This is a genomic window from Pseudomonas graminis (genome assembly GCF_004364335.1).
GTDB classification, from domain to species: domain Bacteria; phylum Pseudomonadota; class Gammaproteobacteria; order Pseudomonadales; family Pseudomonadaceae; genus Aquipseudomonas; species Aquipseudomonas graminis_D.
Genome location: NZ_SOCR01000025.1, coordinates 1 through 1,601 on the forward strand (window position 1 = coordinate 1; position 1,601 = coordinate 1,601).

At 54.4% G+C, this 1,601-nt stretch carries 1 protein-coding gene; it reads right to left on the reverse strand.

The annotated features are described in order from the left end of the window. Positions 1–98: 98 nt before the first annotated feature. Positions 99–1,523: an IS1182 family transposase gene (locus tag EC919_RS27040; protein ID WP_133777456.1), complete on the reverse strand. Its 1,425-nt coding sequence runs from the start codon at positions 1,521–1,523 to the stop codon at positions 99–101. Positions 1,524–1,601: the final 78 nt, after the last annotated feature.

Sequence of the window (1,601 nt, forward strand, 5' to 3'; positions counted from 1 at the left end):
GTACAGACCGTGTGAAAACCAGATACCCAGCAGCTAACCAAAAGAAATGCCCCGATCAACTCGGGGCATTTCTTTAATATGCAAAAAAAAGGCCTTTATCAGGCCAGTAACTCCATCATTCTGCGCACGCCCAGCACGTTGATAGCCCTTTTCAGGTTGTAGGCGTTCACCGCCAGAGCCATTTCCGTTCGCGCACCCTTGAGCTGGCGAAGCAGGAACCGGCCATTGCCGTAAATCCATTGTTTGAGGTTGCCAAACGGGTGCTCAACGATGCTTCTTCGAGCCTCAACCATTTCCGGGTGGGCCTGCATTCGCTGCGCCATTCGCTCAAATGCATCTTCATAGGCATGACGTGTGAACGAGCGGTATTTGGTCTTGGTGCATTGGTTTTTAAGGGCGCAGGATCCGCAGGCGTCAGCGCTGGCGCGGTAGAAACGCTTTCCCTTGTTCAACCGAACCAGCGTCAGCAAATGGCCTGTCGGGCATTGATAGCGGTCATTTTCCCGATCATAGGTGAAGTCTTCCCGACGGAAAAAATACGGCTCTTCAACCTCGCTGTTAATGGTTCGATTGATCGGTACATACGCTGTGATGCCCGCCTCGTCGCAGGCCTGGAAGTGCTTGCCGCTGGAGTATCCAGCGTCAGCGGTGACGGTCGGATTCGGTTGCTCCAGTACTTCCTGAGTCGCTTTTGCCATCGGCTCCAGTTGCTTGCGATCGTCGCTATCCTGAGTGACTTCGTGGTGCACGATCAGGCTGTTTTCAGCGTCTACGGCGGTCTGCACGTTGTAGGCAACGGCCATGCCCTGCGGGGCTCGCATCATCCGCGCCTCGCTTTCGGTGCTGATGAATTGGGTGACCTGCAGTTCGTCCATCAGCGCCTGACAGGTCAGATTGTCGTCCCGCTTGGCAGTCAGTTTTGCCAGCACCGTTTTAACAGCGCTTCGATCAACCACCTCTTCATTTTCGTCGCGATCTGCGCTGTCCAGATCCTCCAGATACTTCGCTATGCGGCGATCAAGTTTTTCCTGATCACGCTTTAGATGCTTGATGCTGATGTGACGACGGGCCGAAGCTACAGCCTTGAATTTACTGCCATCGATGGCGACCAGATCACCTTTTACCAGGCCTGCGGTTCGGCAGAACTGAACAAATGCGCGGCACGTTGCCGAGAAGGCAGTGGCGTTGTCTTTGCGGAAATCGGCGATGGTTTTGAAGTCCGGCGCGAGGCGGTTGAGCAACCACATGACTTCGATGTTGCGCTGGCATTCGGCTTCAAGACGGCGCGAAGACCGTATGCGCTGGAAGTAGCCGTAGAGGTAGAGTTTGAGCAAGTCGGCGGGGTTGTAGGGCGGACGTCCGTTGCCTTTGGGAATAGCTTTATCGAACCCCAGAACCCTGAGATCCAGGCGAGAAACGTAGGCATCAATGACCCGAACGAGATGGTCTTCGGGAATGACTTCATCGATTGAAACCGGAAACAGGCTGGTCTGGTTTCGGGATTCGCCCTGGATGTACGCCATAAGAAAATGCCCCGCATCTTTCGATGCGGGGCATTTTCTTAGATCTGAGGCAGGTTGGCTAGGTTTTCACACAGTCTG

Excerpts from the sequence above, each read along its gene's own strand:
- EC919_RS27040 (WP_133777456.1), bottom strand. The coding sequence starts at position 1,523 with ATGGCGTACATCCAGGGCGAATCCCGAAACCAGACCAGCCTGTTTCCG.